General features: G+C 69.8%; 5 protein-coding genes (1 of these 5 running past the window's edge). 2 read left to right on the forward strand and 3 right to left on the reverse strand.

All coding sequences use genetic code 11. The features are described from left to right. On the forward strand, positions 1 to 6,169 hold the 3' portion of the coding sequence (locus tag ACAM57_RS09525; RefSeq protein ID WP_369661477.1) for an amino acid adenylation domain-containing protein. Its footprint begins 1,604 nt before the window's first position; 6,169 of the gene's 7,773 nt are visible here — the last part of the coding sequence; its start codon lies beyond the left edge, outside the window; the stop codon is at positions 6,167 to 6,169. Continuing rightward, positions 6,170 to 19,897 (forward strand): non-ribosomal peptide synthase/polyketide synthase, encoded by a 13,728-nt coding sequence (locus ACAM57_RS09530; protein ID WP_369661478.1) that lies wholly within the window; start codon positions 6,170 to 6,172, stop codon positions 19,895 to 19,897. A 90-nt stretch (positions 19,898 to 19,987) separates the two neighbouring features. Here the strand turns inward: ACAM57_RS09530 and ACAM57_RS09535 are convergent, their stop codons facing one another. The 3 genes from ACAM57_RS09535 to ACAM57_RS09545 all read right to left on the reverse strand — a co-directional run bounded on the left by ACAM57_RS09535 (position 19,988) and on the right by ACAM57_RS09545 (position 24,268). Continuing rightward, positions 19,988 to 22,426, reverse strand: coding sequence for a TonB-dependent siderophore receptor (locus tag ACAM57_RS09535; RefSeq protein WP_369661479.1), 2,439 nt, complete (start codon positions 22,424 to 22,426; stop codon positions 19,988 to 19,990). Positions 22,427 to 22,592: 166 nt separating this feature from the next. Continuing rightward, entirely contained in the window at positions 22,593 to 23,636 is a 1,044-nt protein-coding gene (locus tag ACAM57_RS09540; RefSeq protein ID WP_369661480.1) for a FecR family protein, read from the reverse strand. Between the two features lie 8 nt (positions 23,637 to 23,644). Further along, positions 23,645 to 24,268, reverse strand: a complete 624-nt coding sequence (locus ACAM57_RS09545) for an RNA polymerase sigma factor (RefSeq protein WP_126024808.1) — start codon at positions 24,266 to 24,268, stop codon at positions 23,645 to 23,647. Between the last annotated feature and the right edge of the window lie 131 nt (positions 24,269 to 24,399).

Below are 24,399 nucleotides of genomic sequence, written 5' to 3' on the forward strand. Positions count from 1 at the left end.
CATCGAGATGGTGGTGGGCCTGCTGGCCATCCTCAAGGCCGGCGGCGCCTACGTGCCCATCGACCCTGAATACCCCAGCGACCGCATCGCCTACATGCTCGAGGACAGCGGCGTCGCGCTGCTGCTCACCCAGAGCCACGTCGTGCCGGGCATTCCGCTTCGCGAGGGCGTGCAGAGCATCGAGCTGGACCGGCTCGACCTCGAGGAAGGCCCGAGCGTGGACCCCGGCGTGCCCCTGCACGGCGAACACCTCGCCTACGTCATCTACACCTCCGGCTCCACCGGCCGGCCCAAGGGCGCGGCCAACCGGCACCTGTCGCTGTACAACCGCCTCGCGTGGATGCAGGACGCCTATTCGCTGGGCGAAGCCGACACCGTGCTGCAGAAGACCCCCTTCAGCTTCGACGTGTCGGTGTGGGAATTCTTCTGGCCGCTGATGCAGGGCGCGCGGCTCGTCGTCGCCCGGCCGGGCGACCATCGCGAGCCGGCGAAGCTCGTCGAGCTGATCCGCCAGCACCAGGTCAGCACCATCCACTTCGTGCCCTCCATGCTGCAGGCCTTCGTGGCCCATGAGGGCATCGAGGCCTGCACCAGCCTGACGCGCATCGTGTGCAGCGGCGAGGCCCTGCCGGCAGAGGCGCAGGCCAGGGTGTTCGAGCGGCTGCCCGGCGCGGGCCTGTACAACCTGTACGGCCCCACGGAAGCGGCCATCGACGTCACGCACTGGACGTGCAGGCCCGACGGGCGCAACCACGTCGCCATCGGCCGCCCGATCGCGGGCACGAAGACCTACGTGCTCGACGATGGCCTGAACCTCGTGGCCCAGGGGTTGCCGGGGGAGCTGTACCTCGGCGGCATCGGCCTGGCGCGGGGCTACCTGGACAAGGCAGGCCTGAGCGCCGAGCGTTTCGTCGCCGATCCGTTCGGCGGCGCCGGAGAGCGGCTGTACCGCACGGGCGACCTGGTGCGCTGGAGGGAAGACGGCGAACTTGAATACCTGGGGCGCATCGACCATCAGGTGAAGATCCGGGGCTTGCGCATCGAGCTGGGGGAGATCGAGGCGCAGCTGCTGACGCAGCCGGGGGTGCGCGAGGCGGTGGTGGTGGCGGCAGCCGGTCCCGCTGGCATGCGGCTGGTGGGCTATGTTTCGGCGCGAACAGGCGAGGCGCTGAATGCAGCAGTGCTGCGCGAGCGCCTTGCCGCCGCGCTGCCGGACTACATGGTGCCCGGCGCGCTGCTCGTGCTGGACACGCTGCCGCTCAATGCCAACGGCAAGATCGACCGCAAGGCGCTGCCGGAGCCCGAGTCGGTCGCGACCGACGCCTATGAAGCACCTTGCGGCGTGGTCGAGCAGGCGCTGGCCGCGATCTGGTCCGAACTGCTGCGCGTGCAGCGGGTGGGGCGGCGCGACAACTTCTTCGCCCTCGGCGGCGATTCCATCCTGAGCCTGCAGATCGTGGCGCGCCTGCGCACGGCCGGATGGAAGCTCACGCCAAGACAGATGTTCGATCGCCAGACCATCGCGGAACTCGCGGAGGTGGCCGAAGCGGTGGATGCCGCGGCTTCGCCGTCGACCGGGCACGGCGCGAAGGACAGCGTGGAGAACGGCGCGGTGCCGCTGCTGCCGCTCCAGGCCGAGTTCTTTGAGACGGCGATGCCCGAGCGTCATCATTGGAACCAGTCCCTGCTGCTGCAAAGCCGCGAGCCGCTGGACCTGCCCGCGCTCGAGGGGGCGCTGGTGGCTGCCATGGAACATCACGACGCCTTCAGGCTGCGATTCCGCAAGGATGCTGCGGATGTGTGGCGGCAGGCCTACGAGTCGCTGCCGGCAGGCTGGCACCAGGAGCTGCTGTGGGTGCGCGAGGCGAAAGACGCGGCCGCGGTCGAGGCACTGTGCGACGAAGCACAGCGCAGTCTTGACCTGGAGCGCGGGCCCTTGCTGCGCCCGCTGGCCATCAAGCTCGGCGACGGCTCATGGCGCCTGCTGCTCGCGGCACATCACCTTGTCATCGATGGCGTGTCGTGGCGCATCCTGCTCGAGGACCTGGGGCAAGCCTATGCGCGATTGCGCGCGGGCGAGACCGTCGCGCTGCCCGCCAGGACCGGCAGCGTCAGGGATTGGGCATTGGCCCTTCAGGAGTACGCCGCCGCATCCGGCGACGGGGAGCTTGCCTATTGGCGCACGCTGGCCGAAGTGCCCGTGGTGTTGCCCTGCGAGCATCCCGAGGGCGCGAGCACGCAGGCCGAGCGCGACAGCATCGAGCTGCGCCTCGACCGGGCCAGCACGCACGCGCTGCTCAAGGAGGCGCCGGCGGCCTATCGCACGCAGGTCAACGACGTGCTGCTCACGGCTTTGGGCCGGGCGCTGTGCGCCTGGAGCGGACACGAGCGGCTGCAGGTCATGCTGGAGGGCCACGGCCGCGAGGACCTGCCCGGTGGCGTCGACCTGTCGCGCACCACGGGCTGGTTCACCAGCCTGTTCCCGGTGCTGCTCGATACCTCGGGCGAGCCGGGCGAGGCGCTCAGGCGGATGAAGGAAAGCCTGCGAGGCATTCCTCTCAAGGGGCTTGGCCATGGTGCGCTGAAGCACCTCGGCAGTGAAGCGCAGCGCCAGGCCCTGAGGGCCTTGCCGGCGCCGCAGCTCGTCTTCAACTACCTGGGGCAGATCGACAGCGGCTTCGACGCCGGCTCGCCCTGGCGGCAGGCCGAAGAGAGTCCGGGGGCGTCGATGGGTGAAGCGGCACCGCTGCTGCACGAGTTCACGGTCAACGGCCAGGTGTCGGGCGGAGAACTCACCATCACCGTGAGCTACAGCCGTGCGCGGCATGAGCGGCACACGGTGCAGGGGTGGGTGAAGCGCTTCGAGGACGAACTCCATGCGCTCATCGCGCATTGCACTGCGGGCGCACGCGGCGTGACGCCATCGGACTTTCCGCTGGCCGGCCTCGGCCAGTCGCAACTCGATGCCTTGCCGGTGGCGGTCGCCGAGCTGGAGGATCTGTATCCGCTGTCTCCGATGCAGCAGGGCATGCTGTTCCACGGCCTGCTCGAACCGCAGGACGGCAGCTATGTCAACCAGCTCGCGGTGGATGTGGAGAACCTCGATCCGGCACGCCTTCGCGCTGCCTGGGAGGCGGCCCTGCAGCGCAGCGAGATCCTGCGCAGCGGCTTCCTCGTGCATGGCGAAGCGCCGCTGCAATGGGTGGCCGCCAGCGCGGGCACGGCAATGCCCTGGATCGAGCACGACCTGCGCGAGCGCACCGACCTCGGTGCGGCGCTGCAGGTGCTGGCCCGCGAGCAGCAGGAGCAGGGCTTCGATCTCTCGCGGCCGCCGCTGATGCGGCTGCTGCTGGCGCGCACCGGCGAGCGCCGTCATCACCTGATCTGGACGCATCACCATCTTCTGCTGGACGGCTGGAGCGCCGCGCAACTGATGGCCGAGGTGCTGCACCGCTACGGCGGGCAGCCACCGTCCCAGGCGCCGGGGCGCTACCGCGACTACATCGCCTGGCTGGGCGCGCGCGATCCGCAGGCCGGCGAGCGCTACTGGCGCGCGACCATGGGTACGCTGGACGCACCGACGCGGCTGCTGTCCGCACTGCGCCCTCCTGCCCTTGCAAAGACGGGCAAGGCGCGCCATCGCAGCCTGCTCGATGCCTCTGCCACGCAGCGCCTGCAACAGGCCGCGCGGCGCGAACGGGTGACTTTCAACACGCTGATGCAGGCCGCATGGGCGCTGCTGCTGGGCAGCCATACGGGCCAGGGCACCGTCGTGTTCGGCGCCACCGCCGCCACCCGTCCTGCCGATCTGCGCGGTGCCGAGCAGATGCTCGGGCTGTTCATCAACACCTTGCCGGTGGTCGTGCCGCTGCGACCCGGGCAGCCCGTGGGCGAGTGGCTGCGCGAACTGCAGGCCAGCCAGGTGGCTGCGCGCGAGCACGAGCACACGCCGCTGCATGAAATCCAGGCCTGGGCGGGCGGCGCGGGGCAGGGCCTGTTCGACAGCCTGATGGTGTTCGAGAACTACCCGGTCGACCAGGTGCTGAAGGAGGCTTCGCCGGCCGGACTGGTGTTCGGGCCGGTGCGCACGCAGGCAGACACCTCCTATCCGCTGAGCCTGCTGGTCCATCAGGGCGACACGCTGCAACTGGACTGGCTCTACGCGCAGGAGTTGTGCGACGAGGCGACCATCGAGCGCCTCGCGAGCCAGCTGCGAGCACTGCTGCTGGCCCTGGCCGAGGACAGCGGCGAGCGCCCGCTGGCGCAGCTGCCGCTGATCGAACCGTGTGAGCTGGAGCAACTGGCGCGCTTCGAGCGCGGCGACTTCGGGGCACATTCGCCGGAGCCTGTCCACCGGCTGGTCGAGCGCCAGGCAAGGCTGAATCCCGAGGCTCCGGCGCTGGTCGCCGGCGAGCGGCGGCTCAGCCATGCGGCCCTGAACCGGCTGGCCAACCAGTGGGCGCATCGCCTGATCCGGCTCGGCGTGAGGCCGGAGGACCGGGTGGCGATCGCGGTCGACCGTTCCGTCGAAACGGTGGTGGGCTTGCTGGCTGTGCTGAAGGCGGGTGCGGCCTATGTGCCGCTGGACCCGTCCTTCCCGTCCGATCGCCTGGCCTACATGGTGGAAGACAGCGGCGTAGCCTGGGTGCTGACCCGCGATGCCCTCGCGGCGCGGATTCCGTCCCGGCCCGGCGTGCGCCTGCTGTCCTTCGACACGGACGACGTGAGCGGCGAGTCCGGGGACAACCCGGTCGTGCCGCTCCATGGAGACCACCTGGCGTACGTGCTGTACACCTCGGGCTCCACCGGGCGTCCCAAGGGCGTGGCGATGCGGCACGAAGCGGTGGCGCGGCTGATAGCCTGGCAGCTGGCGTGCATTCCCGGCTCGCGTCGCACCCTGCTGTACGCATCGCCGTGCTTCGACGTGGCGTTCCAGGAAATGCTCAGCGGCCTGGCCTCTGGCGGCTGCCTGGTGCAGAGCACCGAGGCGCAGCGGCTCGACATGGTCGAACTCGAGGCGCTGATGCGCGAGCAGTCGGTGGAGCGCGTGTTCCTGACCTTCTCCGTGCTGCAGCATCTTGCCGAAGCCTCCCTGGCCCAGGGCACGCGGCTGCCGGCACTGAAGGAGATCGTCACGGCGGGCGAGCAGCTCAAGCTCACGCCCGCGTTGATCGCCTGGCTGCAGCGCGAGCCGCAGTGTCGCCTGCTCAACCAGTACGGCCCCACCGAGACCCACGTGGTCAGCGAGTTCGTCGTCGAGCTCGCCGACGGCGAGGGGCTGCCGCCCATCGGGCGGCCGGCTTCCAGCGCGCGCCTGCTGGTGCTGGACGGCAGCCTGCGCAAAGCGCCGTTGGGCGCGATCGGCGAGCTGTATGTGGGCGCGGAGGTGCTTGCGCGCGGTTATCTGAATCGCAGCGACATGACGGCCCAGCGCTTCGTGGCGGACCCGTTCGATGAGGCCGGCGGGCGGCTGTACCGCACGGGCGACCTGGTTCGCTGGCGCGAGGACGGCCAGCTGGAATACCTCGGCCGGCTGGACCACCAGGTCAAGGTGCGGGGCTTCCGCATCGAGCTCGGCGAGATCGAGGCGCAGCTGCTGGCGCAGCCGGGCGTGCGCGAGGCGGTGGTGGTGGCGCAGGAGGGCCCCAGCGGAGCCCGCCTGGTGGGCTACGTCTGCGGCCACGAAGGCCAGCCGGCGCTGGAGGCAGCGGTGCTGCGCGAACAGCTCGGCGCGGTGCTGCCGGAGTACATGGTGCCCGGTGCCCTCGTGGTGCTGGAGGCACTGCCGCTGAACGCCAACGGCAAGGTCGACCGCAAGGCGCTGCCGGAGCCTGGGTACGCCGCGGCGCACGACTACGAGGCGCCGCAGGGCGAAGTGGAGCAGGCGCTGGCGCAGGTGTGGGCCCAGGTGCTGGGGCTGCAGCAGGTGGGGCGCCACGACAACTTCTTCGAGCTCGGAGGCCATTCGCTGGCCGCCTTGAAGTTGCGGCAGCTGGTCAAGGCGCGTCTGGGCGTCGACCTGCCGCTGCAGCGCTATTTCGAATGCCCGAGCCTCGCGGCCTGTGCCGAAGTCCTGGCGGCGGAAGGCCGCGCACAGGCCGCGCACGCCGAGCAGGATGGCTCGGAGCTGGATCGCATGGATGCATTGTTGGAAAGTCTGGGAGCCTAAGTGAACGCACGCAGCACATTGATCGCACAACGCTTTGCCGAGCTGCCGCCGGAAAAGCAGAAGGAATTCATCGCGGCGTTGCGGCAGCAGGGCATCGACTTCGGCCGGCTTCCCATCGTGCCGCGGCCCAGGGGGGCGGTGCTGCCGCTGTCGTACGCGCAGGCCCGGCAGTGGTTCGTGTGGCAGATGGAGCCCGCCAGCGCGGCGCATCACATCACGGCCGCGCTGAGGCTGAAGGGGCGGCTCGACCAGCAGGCCCTGGAAGCCAGCCTGGCCGCGCTGGTGGCGCGGCATGAATCGCTGCGGACCACTTTCCGCGCCAGCGCCGAAGGCGTGGCCGAGCAGGTCGTGCATGCCGGGTCGATGCCCGATCTGCGCCAGGTCGACCTGCGCGCCGAGCCTGGGCAGTCGCGCGACGGCCGGGCGCAGGAGGAGGCAAGCCGCATGGCCGGCGAAGCCTTCGACCTGGCCGCCGGCCCGCTGCTGCGCGTGGGCCTGATCCGTCTGGCCGACGACGAGCAGATCCTGGTCATGGTGCTGCATCACATCGTGGCCGACGGCTGGTCGATGCAGATCCTCATCGACGAATTCGGTCAGCTCTATCACGCGCACGCCATGGGCACCGCACCGGAGCCTGCCACGCCGACGCTGAGCTATGCCGACTACGCCGCATGGCAGCGCAACTGGCTCGATGCGGGGGAGCGCGACCGGCAGCTCGATTACTGGAAGGCGCAGCTCGGCGGCGCGCAACCTCTGCTGCAGCTGCCGGGCGACCATCCGCGCCCCGCGCAGGGACCGTATCGCGTGGCCCGCCACCGTGCCGCCTTGCCCGAGGCGCTGGCGCGCGAACTGCGGCGCAGCGCCACCGCGCAAAAGGCCACGCCCTTCATGCTGCTGATGGCAGCGTTCCAGGGCCTGCTGCACCGCTACAGCGGCCAGACCGACATCCGCCTCGGCGTGCCGGTCGCCAACCGCGACCGGACCGAGGTTGCCGGCGTGGTGGGCCTGTTCGTCAACACGCAGGTGCTGCGCAACACGGTGGAAGGCCACACGACGCTGGCCCAGCTCCTCGCGCAGGCACGCCAGGCGGCGCTGGACGCGCAGGCTCATCAGGACCTGCCCTTCGAACAGCTGGTCGATGCGCTCGCGCCGCAGCGCAGCCTTGGCCAGCCACCGCTGTTCCAGGTGATTTTCAACCACCAGCAGCAGAACTTGGGCGCGCTGGGGCAACTGCCCGGGCTCGCGCTGGAGCCCTATGAGATCGACGAGCAGACGGCACCCTTCGAACTGGCGCTCGACACGCTGGAGGAATCCGACGGTGGCTTCGGCTTCGTCTTCACCTACGCCAAGGCGGTGTTCGAACCTCAGACCGTCGAGCGGCTGGCGACGCATTTCGTCGCGATGCTGCAGCATCTGGTGAGCCACCCTGGCAAGACCTTGCGCGAGGTCGAATTGCTCGACGAAGCCGAGCGCCTGCAGTTGCAGCGCTGGGGAACGGGAGAGTGGAACTCCGCCGAACAGGGGCAGGAAGAAGCCTTCGTGCACCGGCTGGTCGAAAGGCAGGCGCGCGTGCGTCCTGAGGCCACGGCCCTGATCATGGGCGACGCCGAACTCAGCTATGCCGAGCTCGATGCGCGTGCCAACCGGCTGGCCCATCGGCTGATCGCGCTGGGCGTGCGGCCGGAAAGCCGGGTGGGCCTGGCGGTGGAGCGCTCCATCGAGATGGTGGTGGCATTGCTCGGCGTGCTCAAGGCGGGCGGCGCCTATGTGCCGCTCGACCCCGGCTATCCCGCGGAGCGGCTGGAATTCATGGCAGCCGACAGCGGCATCTGCATGCTGCTCACGCAGGCCCATGTGCGCGGGCGCCTGCCGGCCGCGATGCGCGAAATCCCCACGCTGCTGCTCGATGCACAGGCGCTGGAAACAGGTCGCGAAGACAGCCCCGACGTCGCGCTGAGCGGCGAACACCTGGCCTACGTCATCTACACCTCGGGCTCGACCGGACAGCCCAAGGGCGTCGCCGTCGCGCACGGGCCGCTGGGCATGCACATCCTGGCCATCGGCAAGGTCTACGGCATGACGCCGCAGGACCGCGAGCTGCAGTTCGCGTCCATCAATTTCGACGGCGCGCACGAGCGCATCTGGACGCCCCTGGCCTTCGGCTCGGCGCTGATGCCGCGCGACGAGGAACTGTGGTCGGTGGAACGCAGCCATGAGGAGATGAGCCGTCATGGCATCACCATCGCCTGCTTCACGCCCAGCTATCTGCAGCAGCTGGCCGAGGGCATGGGCGAAGAGGGGCGCGTGCCTTCGCTGCGCTCCTACACCGTGGGCGGCGAAGCGACTTCTCGCGCCGCCTTCGACCGCGTGATGTCGAACCTGCGGCCGCCGCGGATCATCAACGGCTACGGGCCGACCGAGACAGTGATCACGCCGACCATCGCCAAGGCGCATGCGGGCGAGGGCTTCGATGCGGCCTACATGCCGATCGGCTCGCCGGTGGGTGATCGCACGGCAGTGGTGCTCGATGGCGACCTGAATCTGGTGCCGGCCGGCATGGCGGGCGAGCTGTATCTGGGCGGAGCCGGCCTTGCGCGCGGCTACCTGAACAGGAGTGGCCTGACGGCGCAGCGCTTCGTGGCGGACCCGTTCGATGAGGCCGGCGGGCGGCTGTACCGCACGGGCGACCTGGTTCGCTGGCGCGAGGACGGCCAGCTGGAGTATCTCGGGCGGCTGGACCACCAGGTCAAGGTGCGGGGCTTCCGCATCGAGCTCGGCGAGATCGAGGCGCAGCTGCTGGCGCAGCCGGGCGTGCGCGAGGCGGTGGTGGTGGCGCAGGAGGGCCCCAGCGGAGCCCGCCTGGTGGGCTACGTCTGCGGCCACGAAGGCCAGCCGGCGCTGGAGGCGGCGGCCTTGCGCGAACAGCTCGGCGCGGTGCTGCCGGAGTACATGGTGCCCGGTGCCCTCGTGGTGCTGGAGGCACTGCCGCTGAACGCCAACGGCAAGGTCGACCGCAAGGCGCTGCCGGAGCCTGGGTACGCCGCGGCGCACGACTACGAGGCGCCGCAGGGCGAAGTGGAGCAGGCGCTGGCGCAGGTGTGGGCCCAGGTGCTGGGGCTGCAGCAGGTGGGGCGCCACGACAACTTCTTCGAACTCGGAGGCGACTCCATCCTCAGCCTGCAGATCGTCGCGCAGGCGCGTCGCGCGGGCTGGCAACTCACCCCGAGGCAGATGTTCGAACGCCAGAGCATCGCCCAGCTCGCCGGCGTGGTGCAGGCGCTGGACCAGGAGGCGGTCGCAGCGCAGGTGCGCGGGCCGGCCGAAGGCGAAGTGCCACTGCTGCCGATCCAGGCCGAGTTCTTCGGCATGGAGATGGCGGCGCGCCACCACTGGAACCAGTCGGTGCTGCTGCAAAGCCGCGAGCCGCTGGACATGAAGGCGCTGCGCCAGGCGCTGGGCGCGCTGGTGCAGCACCACGACGGCCTGCGGCTGCGCTACAGCCAGCAGGCGCAGGGCCAGTGGACCCAGCGCTACGAACCCGTTCCCGAAGCGCAACTGCAGGAACTGCTGTGGGTGCGCCGCGCGAAGGACGAAGCCGGCATCGAGGCGCTGTGCGACGAAGCCCAGCGCAGCCTCGACCTGGAGCGAGGCCCCTTGATGCGGGCGCTGCTCATCGAAGTCGAAGACGGCCGCTGGCTGCTGCTGCTAGCCATCCACCACCTGGTGGTCGACGGCGTGTCCTGGCGCATCCTGCTGGAGGATCTGCAGGCAGCCTACCGCGCCAGCCTCGCGGGCCGAAGCGCCGAGCTGCCCGCGCGCAGCAGCAGCTACCGCGACTGGGCGCAGGCCCTGCAAGGCTACGCACAGGCCAATGCCGGCGAGCTGGCCTACTGGCAGCAGGCCCTGGGCCATGCAGAGACGGCCTCCTTGCCATGCGCCAACCCCCAGGGCAGCCGCCGCGCGAGCGATCAGGCCAGCGTGAACGTCACCCTGGACGCAGCCACCACCCAGCGCCTGCTCAAGGACGCCCCAGCCGCCTACCGCACCCAGGTCAACGACCTGCTGCTGACCGCGCTGGCGCGCGCCCTGTGCGGCTGGAGCGGCCAGGCCAGCGTGCTCGTCGACCTCGAAGGCCACGGGCGCGAGGACATCTTCGAGGGCATGGACCTCAGCCGCACCGTGGGCTGGTTCACCAGCGTGTACCCGGTGGCGCTGGCGCCGCAGGGCGAGATCGGCGATGCGCTCAAGCGCGTGAAGGAGCAGCTGCGCCAGGTGCCCAACAAGGGGCTGGGGCACGGCGTGTTCCAGCACCTGGGCAGCGATGCGCAGCGCCAGGCCATCGAGGCGCTGCCCAGGGCGCAGGTGGTCTTCAACTACCTGGGGCAGTTCGACGGCAGCTTCGACGAGCAGGCGCTGTGGCGCCCGGCGGCGCAAGGCGGTGGCCAGGCGATGGGAGGGGATGCGCCGCAGGCGCACGAGTTCGCGATCAACGCGCGGGTGTACGAGGGAGAGCTGAGCCTGGCGGTGAGCTACGGGCGCGAGCGGCATCGGGAAGAGGACGTGCGGGCGTGGACGCACCGGCTGCGCGAGGAGCTGCAGGCGCTGGTGGCGCACTGCACCGGTGGAGCCTCGGGCGTGACGCCCTCGGACTTCGCGCTGGCGGCGCTGACGCAGGCGCAGCTGGATGCCTTGCTGGATGTACTGCCATCGGAGGCGCAGAAGGTGCAGGACCTGTATCCGCTGTCGCCGATGCAGCAGGGCATGCTGTTCCACAGCGAGTACGACGGGGGCGGCACGGCGTACGTGACGCAGCTGCGCATCGACGTGCAGGGGCTGGAGGTGCAGCGCTTCAGGGGGGCGTGGCAGCAGGTGGTGCAACGCCACGACGTGCTGCGCACGGGCTTCCTAAGCATGGCCCAGCCTCCGCTTCAGTGGGTGGCCAGGTCGGTGGAAACACCCTGGCTGGAGCGCGATGCGCGCGCCGAGCCGAACCTGCGCCAGTCGCTGGACGACTGGGCGAGCGAAGATCTCGCGCGCGGCTTCGACCTCGTTCAGCCGCCCCTGGCCAGGCTGCTCGCGATCCGTACCGGGCAGGACAGCCACCATCTGGTCTGGACCGCCCACCACCTGCTGCTCGACGGCTGGAGCCTGTCGCGGCTGATGGGCGAAGTGCTGAGCGCCTACGCAGGAGCTGCCCTGCCGCCGCAGGCCGGCCGCTATCGCGACTACATCGAGTGGCTGCAGGCACAGGATGCCGTGGCCCACGAGGCCTACTGGCGCGGCCAGCTCGCTCGCCTCGATACGCCGACGCACCTGAGCCAGGTGCTGCCCAGGCCGGCGCAAGCGCAGCCGGGGCACGGCCGCTGCATCCGCACCCTGGACACTTCGGAAACCCAACGCCTCCAAGCCTTCGCGCGGGCCGAGCGCATCACGGTGAACACGCTGGTGCAGGCGGCCTGGGCGCTGCTGCTGGCCCGTCACTCCGGCCAGCGCACCGTGAGCTTCGGCGTCACGGTAGCCGGTCGCCCGGCCGAACTGCGCGGTGCCGACCAGGTGCTGGGCCTGTTCATCAACACCCTGCCGATGATCGTCGGCATCGAAGCCGGCCGGCCCGTGGGCGACTGGCTGCGCGCGTTGCAGGCGCAGAACCTGGCCTCGCGCGAGCACGAGCACACGCCGCTGCACGAGATCCAGCGCTGGGCCGGGCAGGGCGGCGGCCAGGGGCTGTTCGACAGCATCGTCGTGTTCGAGAACTACCCGGTCGATCAGGCGCTGAAGGCGAGCTCGCCCGGCGGCCTGAGCTTCGGCGAGATCGCGCACAGCGAGGAGAGCAACTACCCGATGACCCTGGTCGTGCGCCAGGCCGACACGCTGGGGCTGCAGTTCGGCTTCATGCGCGACAGCTTCGGCGAGCAGACGGCAAGTGCCATCGCCGACCGCATGCGGCACCTGTTGCTGCAGCTGGTCGATGCGAAGGCCGGGTGCCTGGATCGACTCGAGCTGGTCGATCCGGCGACGCTCCAGACCTTGCAGTCCTGGGGAGCCGAACGCGAGCAGCCGGCCGTGCCGCGCGATGCTTCGCTGCACGGCCTCTTCGAGCAGCAGGCCCGCGCGCGTCCGCAGGCCGTGGCGCTGGTCTTCGGCGAACACAGGCTCGGCTATGCGGAGCTCAATGCACGCGCGAACCGCCTGGCGCATCTGCTCATCGAACTCGGCGTACGGCCGGAGGCCCGCGTTGGCCTGGCGGTGGAGCGCGGCATCGAGATGGTGGTGGCCCTTCTGGCCATCCTGAAGGCCGGCGCAGCCTATGTGCCGCTGGACCCGGCCTATCCGTCCGATCGCCTGGCCCACATGATGCAAGACAGCGGCATCGCGCTGCTGCTGACGCACAGCGAGGTGCAGCCCGTCCTGCCGCCCAGCGGACCGGGCGTGCAGGTCCTGGTGCTGGACACGCTCGAGCTGCAGTCGGTGCCCGATCACGATCCGGCCGTCGCGCAGCACGCGGACCAGCTGGCCTACGTCATCTATACCTCCGGTTCGACCGGCAAGCCCAAGGGCGCCCAGCTGTGCCATCGCCAGGTGGTGCGGCTGCTGGGCTCGACGCAGGACTGGTTCCATTTCGGCGCGGACGACGTGTGGACCCTGTTCCACTCGTATGCCTTCGACTTCTCGGTCTGGGAAATCTTCGGTGCGCTGTGCCATGGCGGCCGGCTCGTGGTCGTTCCTTTCTGGATCAGCCGCTCGCCAGACGACTTCCTGGCCCTGCTGCGCGAGCAGCGGGTCACGGTGCTGAACCAGACGCCCTCGGCTTTCCGTCAGCTGATGACGGCACGCGGACTCTACGAGGAAGGCGGCCTGTCGCTGAAGCATGTGATCTTCGGCGGCGAGGCGCTGGAGCCGCAGAGCCTGCGTCCTTGGATCGAACGTTTCGGCGATGCGCAGCCGCGGCTGATCAACATGTACGGCATCACGGAGACCACTGTCCACGTGACCTACCGGCCCATCACGGCGCTCGATCTCGAGGTGCCGCGCAGCCCGGTCGGCGTGAACATTCCGGACCTCGGCATGCATGTGCTCGACCCCGACCTGCATCGGGTGCCGGTGGGATGCACCGGTGAGTTGTTTGTGTCGGGCGCGGGCCTTGCGCGCGGCTACCTGAACAGAAGCGGCCTGACGGCCCAGCGCTTCGTGGCGGACCCGTTCGATGAGGCCGGCGGGCGGCTGTACCGCACGGGCGACCTGGTTCGCTGGCGCGAGGACGGCCAGCTGGAGTATCTCGGGCGGCTGGACCACCAGGTCAAGGTGCGGGGCTTCCGCATCGAGCTCGGCGAGATCGAGGCGCAGCTGCTGGCGCAGCCGGGCGTGCGCGAGGCGGTGGTGGTGGCGCAGGAGGGCCCCAGCGGAGCCCGCCTGGTGGGCTACGTCTGCGGCCACGAAGGCCAGCCGGCGCTGGAGGCGGCGGCCTTGCGCGAACAGCTCGGCGCGGTGCTGCCGGAGTACATGGTGCCCGGTGCCCTCGTGGTGCTGGAGGCACTGCCGCTGAACGCCAACGGCAAGGTCGACCGCAAGGCGCTGCCGGAGCCTGGGTACGCCGCGGCGCACGACTACGAGGCGCCGCAGGGCGAAGTGGAGCAGGCGCTGGCGCAGGTGTGGGCCCAGGTGCTGGGGCTGCAGCAGGTGGGGCGCCACGACAACTTCTTCGAACTCGGAGGCGACTCCATCCTCAGCCTGCAGATCGTCGCGCAGGCGCGTCGCGCGGGCTGGCAACTCACCCCGAGGCAGATGTTCGAACGCCAGAGCATCGCCCAGCTCGCCGGCGTGGTGCAGGCGCTGGACCAGGAGGCGGTCGCAGCGCAGGTGCGCGGGCCGGCCGAAGGCGAAGTGCCACTGCTGCCGATCCAGGCCGAGTTCTTCGGCATGGAGATGGCGGCGCGCCACCACTGGAACCAGTCGGTGCTGCTGCAAAGCCGCGAGCCGCTGGACATGAAGGCGCTGCGCCAGGCGCTGGGCGCGCTGGTGCAGCACCACGACGGCCTGCGGCTGCGCTACAGCCAGCAGGCGCAGGGCCAGTGGACCCAGCGCTACGAACCCGTTCCCGAAGCGCAACTGCAGGAACTGCTGTGGGTGCGCCGCGCGAAGGACGAAGCCGGCATCGAGGCGCTGTGCGACGAAGCCCAGCGCAGCCTCGACCTGGAGCGAGGCCCCTTGATGCGGGCGCTGCTCATCGAAGTCGAAGACGGCCGCTGGCTGCTGCTGCTAGCCATCCACCACCTGGTGGTCGACGGCGTGTCCTGGCGCATCCTGCTGGAGGATCTGCAGGCAGCCTACCGCGCCAGCCTCGCGGGCCGAAGCGCCGAGCTGCCCGCGCGCAGCAGCAGCTACCGCGACTGGGCGCAGGCCCTGCAAGGCTACGCACAGGCCAATGCCGGCGAGCTGGCCTACTGGCAGCAGGCCCTGGGCCATGCAGAGACGGCCTCCTTGCCATGCGCCAACCCCCAGGGCAGCCGCCGCGCGAGCGATCAGGCCAGCGTGAACGTCACCCTGGACGCAGCCACCACCCAGCGCCTGCTCAAGGACGCCCCAGCCGCCTACCGCACCCAGGTCAACGACCTGCTGCTGACCGCGCTGGCGCGCGCCCTGTGCGGCTGGAGCGGCCAGGCCAGCGTGCTCGTCGACCTCGAAGGCCACGGGCGCGAGGACATCTTCGAGGGCATGGACCTCAGCCGCACCGTGGGCTGGTTCACCAGCGTGTACCCGGTGGCGCTGGCGCCGCAGGGCGAGATCGGCGATGCGCTCAAGCGCGTGAAGGAGCAGCTGCGCCAGGTGCCCAACAAGGGGCTGGGGCACGGCGTGTTCCAGCACCTGGGCAGCGATGCGCAGCGCCAGGCCATCGAGGCGCTGCCCAGGGCGCAGGTGGTCTTCAACTACCTGGGGCAGTTCGACGGCAGCTTCGACGAGCAGGCGCTGTGGCGCCCGGCGGCGCAAGGCGGTGGCCAGGCGATGGGAGGGGATGCGCCGCAGGCGCACGAGTTCGCGATCAACGCGCGGGTGTACGAGGGAGAGCTGAGCCTGGCGGTGAGCTACGGGCGCGAGCGGCATCGGGAAGAGGACGTGCGGGCGTGGACGCACCGGCTGCGCGAGGAGCTGCAGGCGCTGGTGGCGCACTGCACCGGTGGAGCCTCGGGCGTGACGCCCTCGGACTTCGCGCTGGCGGCGCTGACGCAGGCGCAGCTGGATGCCTTGCTGGATGTACTGCCATCGGAGGCGCAGAAGGTGCAGGACCTGTATCCGCTGTCGCCGATGCAGCAGGGCATGCTGTTCCACAGTGTGTACGACGGGGGCGGCACGGCGTACGTGACGCAGCTGCGCATCGACGTGCAGGGGCTGGAGGTGCAGCGCTTCAGGAGTGCGTGGCAGCAGGTGGTGCAACGCCATGACGTGCTGCGCACGGGCTTCCTGAGCATGGCCCAGCCTCCGCTTCAGTGGGTGGCCAGGTCGGTGGAACTGCCGATGGCCGTGCACGACTGGCGCGGGCGAGCCGACCAGGCGCAGGCGATCGAGGCGCTGGCACTGGAGCAGCAGGCCGCTTTCGACCTGTCGGCGCCGCCGCTGATGCGGCTTGCCGCGATCCGCATCGACGACCAGCGCCATCGCTTCATCTGGAGCTGTCACCACCTGCTGCTGGACGGCTGGAGCATGTCTCGCCTGTTCGGCGAGGTGCTGCAGGCCTACGACGGCGTGGCGACGGAAGAGCCGGCGTGCAGCTATCGCGATTACATCGCCTGGCTGGCCGCGCGTCCGGCGAAGGAGGGCGAGGCCTACTGGCGCGGCCGGCTGCAGAAGATCGATGCGCCGACGCTGCTCGGCACGGCTCTCGAGCCGCCAGCCAACGGCGAGGGCCATGGCGAAGTCGGTGCCGCGCTGGATGCGGCAGGCACGCAGGCCCTGCAGGCCTTCGCCCGCCGCGAGCGCGTGACGCTGAACACGCTCGTGCAGGGCGCATGGTCGCTGCTGCTGTCGCGCTACGCCGCGCAGCAAACGGTCGTCTTCGGCGCCACGGTGGCGGGCCGGCCCGCGGGGCTGGTGGGGGCCGACCGGATGCTGGGCCTCTTCATCAACACGCTGCCCGTGGTCGTCGACGCCGCGCCGGCGCAGCGGCTGGGGGACTGGCTGCGCGAACTGCAGGCGCAGAACCTGGCCTCGCGCGAGCACGAGTACACACCGCTGCACGAGATCCAGCGCTGGGCCGGGCAGGGCGGCGGACAGGGGCTGTTCGACAGCATCGTCGTGTTCGAGAACTACCCGATCGACCAGACGCTCGCCGGCCGCGCGGACCAGGGCCTGAAGTTCGAGCAGGCCGAGTCGGTCGACGTCACCCACTATCCGATGGACGTGGAAGTCCACTTGGGCGAGGTGCTGACGATCAAGCTCAAGTATCTGCGCGAGCGATTCAAGGAAGCGGACGTGCAGGCCCTCTCGCAGCAGCTCTTCGGCCTGATGGACAGGATGAGCCAGGACAGCTCGCAGGCGCTGCGCGACCTCGACACGCTGACCTCGGCGCAGCAGTCCGAGATCACGCGCCTGGGCCGCAGCGGGCGCCACGGTTTCCTGCGCACGCCGGTGCACCAGCTCATCGAGCAGCAGGCGCGCCTGCAGCCCGAGGCGATCGCGCTGCTGATGGGCGATGCCGAGCTGAGCTATGCGGATCTCAATGCACGCGCGAATCGCCTGGCGCACGCGCTGATCGAGCGCGGCGTGCGTGGCAATGCGGTCGTTGCGGTGTCGCTGCAGCGTTCGCTGGAGACCATCGTCGCGCTGCTCGCCGTGCTCAAGGCCGGCGCCGCGTACCTGCCGCTCGACCCGGACTATCCGCAGGACCGCCTGCATTTCATGTGCAAGGACAGCGGTGCGCGGCTGATGCTCACGCAGCGCGCCGTGCTGCCGCGCCTGCCCTCGATGGCCGACACGCTGGTGCTGGACGAAGCGGAGCTGGCCGGCTGGCCCGCTCACGATCCGGAGGTCGCGGTTCATCAGGACCAGCTGGCCTACGTGATCTACACCTCCGGCTCGACGGGCCAGCCCAAGGGCGTGGCGGTGTCGCACGGGCCGCTCAGCATGCACTGCCAGGCCACGGCGGAGATCTACGGCATGGTGGCGCGCTCCTGCGAGCTGCACTTCATGTCCTTCTCGTTCGACGGGGCCCATGAGCGCTGGCTGACGGCGCTCACCGTGGGCGCGAGCCTGGCGCTGCGCGACAACGAGCTGTGGACGGCGGAGCAGACCTGCGACGCGCTGTATCGCTACGGCGTGACCAACGCGGCTTTCCCGCCGGCCTACCTGAGCCAGCTGGCCGACTGGGCGCAGGCGCTGGGCGAGGCACCTCCGGTGGAGCTGTACGTGTTCGGCGGCGAGGCGATGCCCCGGGCCGCCTACGACAAGGTGCGCCAGTCGCTGCGGCCGCGCACGCTCATCAACGGCTACGGGCCGACGGAAACCGTGGTCACGCCGCTGATCTGGAAGACCAGCGCGGACCGTGGCTTCGATGAGGCCTATGCGCCCATCGGGCGGCCGGTGGGCGAACGCACGGTCCATGTGCTCGATGCGCAGCTGCGGCCGGTTGCGCGCGGCAGCGTCGGCGAGCTCTATATCGGCGGCTACGGCCTGGCGCGCGGCTATCTGGGGCGCAGCGCACTGACGGCGGAGCGCTTCGTCGCCGACCCCTTCGACAACACGGGCAGCGGCGGCCGCCTGTACCGCACCGGCGACCTGGTGCGGTGGCGCGAGGACGGAAACATCGCCTACATCGGGCGCGCCGACCAGCAGGTGAAGATCCGCGGCTTCCGCATCGAACTGGGCGAGATCGAAGCGCAGCTGCGCGAGGTTCCGGACGTGCTGGAGGCCGCGGTGCAGCTGCACGAAGGGCCCTCGGGCCGACAGCTCGTCGGCTACATCGTGCCCATGCCGAGCGGGCCGCGCGCGCAGCTGTCGCAGCAAGCCCTGCAGCAGTTGCGCCGGCGCCTGCCGGAGCACATGGTGCCCGCGCACCTGATCGTGCTGGATGCGCTGCCGCGGCTGATCAGCGGCAAGCTGGACCGCCACGCGTTGCCCGAGCCGGGTGTGGACGCGCAGCGCGAAATCAAGGCGCCGCGCAACGACAGGGAGCGCAGGCTCGCCGCCATCTGGGCCGAGGTGCTGGGCGTGGAGTCGGTGGGCATCTCGGACAACTTCTTCGAGCTGGGTGGCGACTCGATCCTGAGCCTGCAGGTGATCTCCAAGGTGCGGCAGGCCGATCTGGGGTTCCAGCTGCGCCTGCGCGACCTGATGCGCCATCCGACCATCGAGGCGCTGGTGGAGCAGCTTGCCGATGCCGCGCTCGTGCAGCCGACAGAGCCGGCACAGGCCGTGGTCGAGGCGCAGGGCACGCTGCCGCTCATTCCGATCCAGGCCTGGTTCTTCGACACGCCCATTCCGCGGCGCCATCACTTCAACCAGGCGCTGATGCTGGAGGCGGCGAAGCCGCTGGACGAATCGTTGCTGCTGCAGGCGCTCGACGCCCTGGCAGCACATCACGACGCGCTGCGACTGCGTTTCGAACAGCAGGCCAACGGACGCTGGCGGCAGCGCTACAGCGCGCAAGCGGAGCCGCGCGACCTGCTGTGGAGCCGCGAGGTCGCCGATGCGCAGGAGATCAGCCTGGTGGCGGACGCGGCGCAGCGCAGCCTCGATTTGTCCAAGGGGCCGGCGTGGCGCGTGGTGCACATGCGCCATGCCGACGGCAGTGCGCGGTTGCTGCTGGTGGTGCATCACCTGGTGGTCGACGGCGTGTCGTGGCGCGTGCTGCTGGAAGACCTGCAGGCGGTCTACGGGCAACTCAGCGAAGGCCGCGCGGTGCAGCTGCCCGGCAAGACGGCCTCCTTCAAGGCCTGGGCCGAGCATCTCCAGGCCCTGGCGCAGGGGACGGAACTGGACGATGAACTTGCCTACTGGCAGACGCAGCTGCAGCCGGTGGTCGACATTCCGAGGGACCGGCCGATCGACGCGCTGGTCGATCGCGACGCGCTGACGCAGCGCATGCGCCTGGACAGCGAACGCACGGCCCAGCTGTTGCGCGTGGCGCCCTCGGCGTACGGCACGTCCATCGACGATCTGCTGCTGGCGGCGCTGTCGAGGACGGTCTGGCGCTGGAGCGGCGAGTCGCAGACGCTGGTCCAGCTGGAAGGCCACGGGCGCGAGGCCGATGCCGCAGGGCTCGACCTGAGCCGCACGCTGGGCTGGTTCACGAGTGTCTATCCGGTGCGGCTGCGCGAGGGCAGTTCGCCGGTCGAGTCGCTGATTCTCTCGACGAAGCAGCAGCGCATGGATGTGCCGCGTCGCGGCATCGGGCATGGCGTGCTCAAGCACCTGCGGCCGCAGGGTGCCTCGCTGGGTCCGGCACAGGCGCGCATCACCTTCAACTACCTGGGTCAGTTCGACCGCAGCCTGGGCGGGGACGATGCGATGTTCAAGCCGGCAGTGGAGCATCCGGGGCCGGTCCACGACGAGGAGGCTCCGCTGGCCAACTGGCTGGAGATCGCCGGCAACGTGTACGAAGGGCAGCTCTCGATGAGCTGGATTTTCAGCCGGGCGATGTACGACGAGGCGACGGTGGAGAAGCTGATCGGCTTCTACCGCGAGGCGCTGGAGGAGATCGTCGACCACTGCGTCGCGGTGGCGCAGGCTGGCCGGTAGGCGGAAGGCAGGCAACAAAAAAGGCCGGCTCCCGAAACGGGGCCGGCCTTTTTGCTGGCACCGGCTGGCGCCGGCGCTGCGTGACAGCAATCAGAGCTTGTAGGTGAGCTTCAGCCAGACGTTGCGCGGGCGGCCGTAGGTGTAGCCGTTGTAGCCGCCGAGCCCGCTGTAATAACGCTTGTCGGTCAGGTTCTCGATGTTGAGCGAGGCGCTCAGCTTCTTGTCGAACTCGTAGCGCGCCATCAGGCCGATGAGCGTGAGGCCACCCTGCGTCGCACGGCCGAGTCCGGAAGCCTCGTCGTAATAGATGCTGCTCTGGTAGCTCACGCTGCCGCCGACGGTGAGCTTGCTCCAGTCGCCAGGCAGGCGGTAGCTGGTGCTTACGCGGAACAGGCGGTTGGGGTAGGTGGGATCGAGCCGCACGCCCTTGTTGTCGCGCTTGACGTGGTAGGTGTAGCCCGCCTGCATTTGCCAGCCGGGTGCCAGCTCGCCCGAGGCGGTCAGTTCGAAGCCCCTGCTGCGTGCGCCGGGCACGGACCGGTAGGGAACGCTGCCGTCGGGCAGCAGGCCTGCGCTGGTGTCTTCCACGGGCAGATTGGTCTGCTTGGTGCGGAAGACCGCGAGGCTGGTGTTGAGCTTGCCTGCGAAGTGCTCGCCCTTGATGCCGAGCTCGTAGTTCTTGCCGCGCTGCGGCGGGATCACATTGTTGGCGCTGTCGCGCTCGGTGTTGGGCATGAAGATGTCGGTGTAGCTGCCGTACACGGAGAACTCCTTGCTGAGGTCGTACACGATGCCGGCATAGGGCGTGACGACACCGCTCTCGTGCGAGCCGGGAACCCTGGTCAGCGTGCCGGCCACCTGGTTGCGGTTGAGCGCGTCGTTCTTGTACCAGGTGCCCCGAGCGCCCACGATCACCGACAGCGGGTCGGCCAGGCGCAGACGCGTCGATGCGTAGACCGACTTCTCGGAGGTCTGGCCCGACAGCGTGTACGACTTGTAGGGGAAGGATGTGACTGCGGGGAACGACTGCAGCGTGTAGAAGTTGAGCGGCCGGGTATCGAAGACGGTGGGCGCTGCCAGGTTGGTGTCTATGGCGTAGTCGTAGTCGTTGTAGCTGAACCCGAGGACCGCCTCGTGCTTGCGCCCGAAGGCCTCGAAGGGGCCGCGCAGGTGGGCGTCGAAGGAGGTATTCCTCGATGTCGCCGGGTTGTCCCGGATGTCGATGGTGGAGTCGCCCGTCGCATCGACGGGGTAGAAGGTATTGAGGTCGCCCGAGGCGCGCTTGCGCTTGCTCTTCAGGTAGCTCGCGTCGAGCTTCAGGCGCCAGCCGCCGCCCAGCTGCTGATCGAGGTTGGCGAAGACCTTGTCCGAGTACATGTTCCAGTAGCTCCAGGGCGCGCTGGAGTTGAAGGAGCGCGGCAGACGGGTGCGCGTGCCGTCGCTGAAGAAGAGCGGGGCCTGGCCGTAGTTGGCGCCGTCGGTGGCGGTCTTCTGGTGCTCGACGCCGACGGCCAGCGTGGTAGTGGGGGAGAGGTCTGCCTCCAGGATGCCGTACAGCACGTCTTCCGCGGTCTTCTTCGATTCGATGAAGCTGTCTCCCGCGGTGCGCGAAGCCACGAAGCGTCCGCGCAGCGTTCCCGCGGCATTGAGCGGGCCGCCCACGTCGACTTCGCCGGAGTAGCGGTTCCAGGAGCCGATGCCGCCGGTCACGTGGCCCGAGAACTCGCTGGTCGGGCGCTTTCGCACCAGGTTGATCGCGCCGCCGGGCGAGCCCACGCCGTTGAGGAGGCCTGCCGAGCCGCGCAGCACTTCCACGCGGTCGTAGATGGCGGTGCTGAGCATGCTGACCTCGCCCGCCACGGTGTTGAAGGCGAAGGTGGGGATGCCGTCGATCATGGTGCCCAGCGTGAAGCCGCGGGACGTGAACTGCACCCGTTCGTCGAGCCGGTCGGCCACGATCCCGGGGGTCTGGCGCAGCACGTCGTCGAGCGTGACCAGGTTCTGGTCTTCGATCTGCTGGCGGCCGATCACGCTCACGGACTGGGGGGTCTCGCGCAGGGACAGGTCCATGCGCGTGGAGGTCGAAGCGGAGCGGGCTGCGTAGGAGCCCGTGCCTTCGGTGGTGCCGTCGGCCGTGGCCTGGACTGTCACCGGTGGCAGCGAGGTGCCGGCCGTGGCGGTCGAAGCGCGCTGGATCGTGACCTGCGAGGCGCCGTTGCGCACCGCGACGAGGCCGCTGCTGGCGAGCAGCCGGTCCAGCGCCTGCTGCAGCGTCAGCCTGCCGGATACCGCGGGCGCGCTGATGCCCGTCACCATGTCGCCGGCAGCGAACACCTGCGCACCCGTCTGCCGCGACAGCTCGTTCAGCGCCGCCGCCAGCGGCTGCGCGGGCACGCGGATGTCGAATGTCGGCGCGGCCGCCTGTTCGGAGGCCTGGGCGGAAGCAAGGCTGCTCCAGCTGACGAAGGTGGTTCCGAAGGCGGCGGCGAGTGCGGCGCTCAGAAGGCGATGGCGAGGCGAAGAACGCATGGGTCAGGGCTCCAGGTCAAGTAAATGCGACGTATTCGTACTTTTGGACGCCATGGCTCGCAAAAAACAGCAGCCTTGGCGTTTCTCAAAGTAAGACGTTTGAACTCGCCAAACAGAGACACACTGTTCGGCCCCGGGCACCGCGAGGCTGGTGCCGCCTCTTTTTTCAGCGCTTGCGCAGTTCCACGCTGCCGTCAGGGTGGGGGGCGGCGATCACCGGGAGGATCGTCGGCAGCACTTCGACCAGACCCACGGAGTCATTGGTGCGGAAGCGGCCGGACAGGCGCATGGCGTCGATGCGCGCGTCGGCGCTGACGATGGGGCGGATTCGGTAGCTGTTGACCGCCGCGAGGGCCTCGCTCAGCGGCGTGTTGTCGAATACCAGCCAGCCGTCTCGCCACGCCGAGAGGGCGCGAGTGTCGGACTGGCGCACGGCATCGGCGTGGCCGTCCAGCACTTCGACGAGTTCGCCGGCGTGCAGGTCGATGACCTCGGCGGACGGTATGGATGCCTCGGCGTTCTGGCGGGCACGCACCTGCACGCGGACATGCCCCTGCTCCACCCCAACGGTGACCGGCCCGCCGCGGTCACGCACGGTGAAGACGGTGCCGACGACCTCGATGACAGCATCGCGCGTGCGCACCCGAAAGGGGCGCTGTGAGTCGTGCGCCACTTCGAAGCGCACCTCGCCGCGCGCCATGTCGACGATCCGCTGCCCGCGGTACAGCGTGACCTCGATGGCGCTCCGGGGCGCGATGTCGAGCTGGCTGCCCGATGCATCGGCGGCGCCGTCGGGCAGCGTCACCTTCAGCATCTGCGCGGTGCGGGTGTTGTAGGCGGAGCGAAATACGGGCTGCTGCCAGTACCACTGCACGCCACGGCCCGCGACGAGGCCGCCGCCCACCAGCCCCACGATGGAAAGCAGCAGCTTTCGGCGCTGGGGCGAACGGGCGGAGGTTGCCGCAGCGGCCGCCGCCATGCCGGCGGCCGGTGTGTCGAAGTGCGCGCGCAGGTCGTCGGCCATGCCGCCGAGCATGTCCCAGCGGTGTCGCGCTTCGAGCAGCGCCGCGGCGTGCTCGGGCGATCTGTTGCGCCACTGGTTCATGGCCGTGCGGGCGTTCTGCGCGGCTTCCCCCGGCGCGACCTCGCCTTCCACGATCAGCGCGAGCGCGCGCTCGATCAGCCGTTCGCGCGGTACGCCCATTGCCATGCCGCCGCTCACGAGAAGTCTTCGGCCAGCGCGGCGTCGAAGCCCGCGCGGCTTTGAACGTGCGGCGGTTCGATCAGCTCGGTGCGCAGCTCGGCGAACACTCGCGAGCAGTCGATGGTGGCGCGAAGCAGGTGCTTGGCCACGGCCATCTCGGTGATGTCGAGCTGCTGCGCGATCTCGGCGCGCGTGTGGCCGTAGGCCCGGAACAACAGGAACACTTCGCGCCGCCGGGGCGGAAGCTTCTCCATGGTTTCGACCACCCGCGCCAGCACGCGTTGCTGCGCCAGGAGGAATTCGCTGGAGGGCGCCACGAGGCTGGAGCCGATGGTGGCGTGCGAGCCCACCCATTCCTGGGCCACCTTGCGGCGGCGCGCCTCGTCGATGCAGAGATTGCGCGCCACGCGAAAGAGCAGGGCGCGAGGCGACTCGATGCCACCGCTGCCGCTGTCCTTCGCGTCATCGGGCGAAATGTCGATGCGCGCGGCGCCGGGCGCCTTCGTCGCCTGCGCGTAGACGCGCTCGAAGCTCGACTGCGCGATGTCCGCCGCGTAATGGGGGTCCCTCAGGTCGCGAGTGAGCTGTCGGCGCAAGTCCGCATAGTGAGCTACAAGTTCCTGGACGAGGTCGCGCATCCGGCAGCCTTCTCGCAAGCATCGACGATGGGCCCCGGAACCGGACGCCCGTCATGCCCGCGAGATCGCCGCCTCCTTCAGGAAGCAACGAGATGGCGGCGATGGCTTTGCGTTTCGGTGACCCCGGGGGA

The organism is Variovorax sp. V15 (genome assembly GCF_041154425.1).
Classification (GTDB): Bacteria; Pseudomonadota; Gammaproteobacteria; order Burkholderiales; family Burkholderiaceae_C; genus Variovorax; species Variovorax guangxiensis.

Excerpts from the sequence above, each read along its gene's own strand:
- ACAM57_RS09535 (WP_369661479.1), bottom strand. The coding sequence starts at position 22,426 with ATGCGTTCTTCGCCTCGCCATCGCCTTCTGAGCGCCGCACTCGCCGCC.
- ACAM57_RS09540 (WP_369661480.1), bottom strand. The coding sequence starts at position 23,636 with ATGGCAATGGGCGTACCGCGCGAACGGCTGATCGAGCGCGCGCTCGCG.
- ACAM57_RS09545 (WP_126024808.1), bottom strand. The coding sequence starts at position 24,268 with ATGCGCGACCTCGTCCAGGAACTTGTAGCTCACTATGCGGACTTGCGC.